The sequence below is a fragment of the Mycobacterium sp. Soil_C_30 genome, assembly GCF_057656995.1.
In genome coordinates, this window is sequence record NZ_JBDGJH010000047.1 from 1 (window position 1) to 3910 (window position 3910).

General features: G+C 66.9%; 6 protein-coding genes. 3 read left to right on the forward strand and 3 right to left on the reverse strand.

Annotation, left to right across the window (positions count from 1 at the left end; genetic code table 11):
- Positions 1 to 245: 245 nt before the first annotated feature.
- Entirely contained in the window at positions 246 to 809 is a 564-nt protein-coding gene (locus AC3A6P_RS36015) for a hypothetical protein (protein WP_487697437.1), read from the reverse strand.
- 84 nt (positions 810 to 893) lie between these two features.
- Between AC3A6P_RS36015 and AC3A6P_RS36020 the strand changes: the two genes are divergently transcribed.
- Together AC3A6P_RS36020 and AC3A6P_RS36025 are read left to right on the forward strand one after the other, a co-directional pair.
- Positions 894 to 1628: a helix-turn-helix domain-containing protein gene (locus AC3A6P_RS36020; RefSeq protein ID WP_487697445.1), complete on the forward strand. Its 735-nt coding sequence runs from the start codon at positions 894 to 896 to the stop codon at positions 1626 to 1628.
- Positions 1628 to 2035 (forward strand): acyl-CoA thioesterase, encoded by a 408-nt coding sequence (locus AC3A6P_RS36025; protein WP_487697438.1) that lies wholly within the window; start codon positions 1628 to 1630, stop codon positions 2033 to 2035. Before AC3A6P_RS36020 ends, AC3A6P_RS36025 begins: the two co-directional genes overlap by 1 nt.
- On the opposite strand, the gene AC3A6P_RS36030 is transcribed toward AC3A6P_RS36025, so the two are convergent.
- Both AC3A6P_RS36030 and AC3A6P_RS36035 read right to left on the reverse strand, forming a co-directional pair.
- Complete coding sequence (locus AC3A6P_RS36030) at positions 2028 to 2315, reverse strand: putative quinol monooxygenase (RefSeq protein WP_487697440.1); 288 nt, start codon at positions 2313 to 2315, stop codon at positions 2028 to 2030. The genes AC3A6P_RS36025 and AC3A6P_RS36030 overlap by 8 nt on opposite strands.
- A gap of 48 nt (positions 2316 to 2363) precedes the next feature.
- Positions 2364 to 2648, reverse strand: a complete 285-nt coding sequence (locus AC3A6P_RS36035) for a hypothetical protein (protein WP_487697442.1) — start codon at positions 2646 to 2648, stop codon at positions 2364 to 2366.
- 91 nt (positions 2649 to 2739) lie between these two features.
- Here AC3A6P_RS36035 and speB point away from each other — a divergent pair, with 91 nt between their 5' ends.
- Positions 2740 to 3780: an agmatinase gene (gene speB / locus AC3A6P_RS36040; protein ID WP_487697443.1), complete on the forward strand. Its 1041-nt coding sequence runs from the start codon at positions 2740 to 2742 to the stop codon at positions 3778 to 3780.
- The last annotated feature ends 130 nt before the right edge of the window (positions 3781 to 3910 follow it).

Consider the following 3910-nt stretch of genomic DNA (forward strand, 5'->3'; position numbering starts at 1 on the left):
GCCTCGGACTCAGACCCCAACACCCGTCTGAGCTCCCTCGACTGGCTCCTCCGTCGCCAGCCTCGGACTCAGACCCCAACACCCGTCTGAGCTCCCTCGACTGGCTCCTCCGTCGCCAGCCTCGGACTCAGACCCCAACACCCGTCTGAGCTCCATCGACTGGCTCCTCCGTCGCCAGCCTCGGACTCAGACCCCAACACCCGTCTGAGCTCCATCGACTGGCTCCTCCGTCGCCAGCCTCGGACTCAGACCCCGGTCCACGTCTCGTCGATCATCTCCGCCACATTGATCACCTTGGCCTGAACCGACTCGGGTGCGTCGATCTGCTCGCTGACATGCGCGGCGATGAACCGCCGGATCTCGGCGTCCACCCCGCCGATGATCCGGACGATCTCCCCGCGGATCGACTTCGACGCCACATGCACGCTGATATCGGTGGACCGCGGTTTGGCCACGTCGAGGATCAACAGCAGCGGTTCAGCGGCGCGGGCGGTGGCCCGCAGGGAGATCTCGCCGTCCACGGTGAACCGCTGCTTGTCCAGCCGCAGATCCACCAGCAGGTCGATCTCCAGCGGGATCCGGATCGAGAAGGTGATGGTCTCGCCGAGATGGCGCCTGGCCTTGGGCTCCTGGATCCTGACTCGGGCGGTGACCCGGGCCAGTCCCGCCGGCCCTTGCGCCATGGGACCCATCTCGAGCTGGTCACCGGCGATGTCCGCGAACGCCGCAGCCACCCGGTCTTCGGTGACCGCAACCTCGAAGAAGTTGCGGCCCCACCGCTCATAGGTCACATAGTCGTGCGAATCCATAGTGCTCCTACGTTCTCACAGCGAGTCCGCCACACTGTCCAGGTGAGCATTCGCGAGTCCACCGCTCCGCCGTTCGGCGCGCTGATGCGGCAGTGGCGCCAACGCCGCCGGCTGAGCCAACTGGACCTGGCCATCGGTGCCGATGTGTCTTCGCGTCACCTCAGTTTCATCGAGACCGGCAGGTCAGCACCCAGCCGGGCGATGGTGCTGCGCCTGGCCGCCGCTCTTGAGGTACCCCCTCGGGAGCAGAACCAACTGCTGGTGGCGGCGGGATTGGCACCTGAGTACACCGAGCGGTCCCTGGACGATCCCGAGATGGCCGCGATCCGCGAGGGTGTCGAGCGCGTCCTTACCGCCTACGAGCCTTTCCCGTGCCTGGCCGTGGACCGCACCTGGAACATCCTGCGGGCGAACGCGAGCACCGCCATGCTGTTGCGCGGGGTCGCGGCGCACCTGCTGGAGCAGCCGAACGCGTTACGCATCGCACTGCATCCCGACGGTCTGGCACCGCGCATACGCAATCTCGGGCAGTGGCGTCACCACCTGCTCGAGCGACTGCGCCGAGAGGTGGCGGTCAGCGGCGACGCGGCGTTGTCGGCCCTGCTGAACGAACTCCAGGATTACCCGGGTGACTCCGAGGACCACGACGAATCCGGCGCTGTGGTGGTGCCGCTGGAGCTTGCCACCGAGGACGGTGTGGTGCTGTCACTGCTGAGTACCGTCACGACCTTCGGCACCGCCCTGGATCTGACCGCGACCGAACTGAGCATCGAGGCGTTCCTGCCTGCCGACGCCGCGACCGCCGAGGCTCTGCGCTGATGCCGGCGCCGCACTACTCGATGCCGTTGCGGGTGCGCTACGTCGAGTGCGACATGCAGGGCCGGGTCTTCAACGCCCACTACCTCACCTGGGTGGACATGGCGCACACCGAGGCGCTGGGCGCGATCGTCGGTGACTACCGTGAACTGGTGGCCTCGGGCGTCGACGTGGTGGTCGCCGCGGCGCAGCTGCAGTTCCGCCGGCCGGCGGAATTCGATGACCGCCTGCAGATCCACGTGAGGTTCAAAACGCCCGGAAACACCTCTCTGCAAACCGAATTCACCATCGAGCGCGACGGCGACGTCCTCGCCGAATGCGTGATGACCCACGTGTGCGTCGAGACCACGGGCTACCAGAAACGGCCATGGCCGGACTGGATCCGGGCGCGGCTGGCGCTCGTCAACTGAGCGGACGCGTCTCCCCGACGACATATTCGGCCATTGCCGCAGAACGGATCTGCGCGCCCTGCTCGTCGCTGGGCCCGCTCCCCCGGAACGCTTCCACAGCCTCCAGGGTCTCCCATCGCTCGAAGACGTTGATCCGCCCGGGATCGATGAGGTCGGCGCTGATCGCGAAATCCAGGCAGCCCTGGGCGGTTCGGGCCTGCCGCACCACCGGGATGCACCCCCGGAGGTATTCCTCACGTTGGTCGGCGGCGACGATCAGGTGCCCGGCGACAATCAGCATGGCGGCTCCTTTCTGTCTGCCCATACCGACCCGGCGGCGCCGCAGAAGTCATCGGTAGTCGAGCAAGGACCGCCAGTCGTCTTCGGAGATCTCCCGCCCGGCCCGCATCATCATCGCCAGGCCGGAGGCCATCGCGATGCCCAGCAGTCCGAGCCAGAGTCCGGCCATGGCGATGAGCACCCACAGCACCGTCCGGACCTCCGGCCACGGGCTCACCAACGCCAGCACCGGGGCGAACAGGAAGCCGGTGCCGATGTACCACGACGAACCCGCGCGATCGGATTTCAGGACGAACCGGAGCCAGCGCGGGAGCGGGGACTGCTCGGTGTTCATGGTTTTGACGATGCCGCTGTGGGGGCAGCCGGGCAATTACCTCTCACGTAGTACCGGATGAGCAGCACGATTGCGCAGTAGGGTCGTGACCATGAGTCACGACCACGGACCCCGACGGGATCTGCCTCCCGGTATGGCCGAACAACTGGATCTGCCCTATGCGGGTCTGGCCTCGTTCGGGCACCGGCCGTTTCTGACGGAAACCGACCAGCTCGAGTCCTGGCAGCCCGATGTCGCGATCGTGGGTGCACCGTTCGACGTCGCCACCACCAACCGGCCCGGTGCCCGGTTCGGCCCACGGGCCATCCGGGCCACCGCCTACGAGCCTGGTACGTACCACATGGATCTGGGGCTGGAGATCTTCGACTGGCTCGAGGTCGTCGACTTCGGTGACGCCTACTGCCCGCACGGCCAGACCGAGGTGTCGCATGCCAACATCCGTGAGCGGGTACACGCGGTGGCGTCGCGGGGCATCGTGCCGGTGGTGCTCGGCGGCGACCATTCCATCACCTGGCCCTCGGCCACCGCGGTCGCCGATGTGCACGGCTACGGCAACGTGGGCATCGTGCATTTTGATGCGCACGCCGACACCGCCGACATCATCGAGGGCAATCTGGCCAGTCACGGCACCCCGATGCGGCGGCTCATCGAGTCCGGCGCCGTTCCCGGCACCCACTTCGTGCAGGTGGGACTGCGGGGCTACTGGCCGCCGCAGGACACCTTCGAGTGGATGCTCGAGCAGGGCATGACCTGGCACACCATGCAGGAGATCTGGGAACGCGGTTTCAAGGAGGTCATGAAGACCGCGGTCAGCGAAGCCCTGGCGAAAGCCGAAAAGCTCTATCTGTCAGTCGATATCGACGTCCTGGATCCTGCGCACGCACCGGGGACGGGCACACCGGAACCCGGCGGCATCACCAGCGCGGACCTGCTGCGGATGGTGCGTCAACTGTGCTACGAGCACGACGTCGCCGGTGTCGATGTGGTGGAGGTGGCACCCGCCTACGACCACGCCGAACTGACCGTCAACGCCGCGCACCGAGTGGTGTTCGAGGCCCTGGCCGGAATGGCGGCACGACGCCGCGACGCCGCGGGCGGTAAACCCGGGCACCCGTCACCGCTGGCGCGATGAACTGACCGCTTGACCGTCCAGCCCGAGCGAGCGTGTTTGCACGCCCACGCTGCGCGTGTCGCGTACAAACACTCAGTGTCACAGTGGACGTGCCGCTGTTGCGGTGGTTGGGTCTTTTCACCTGGTGTCT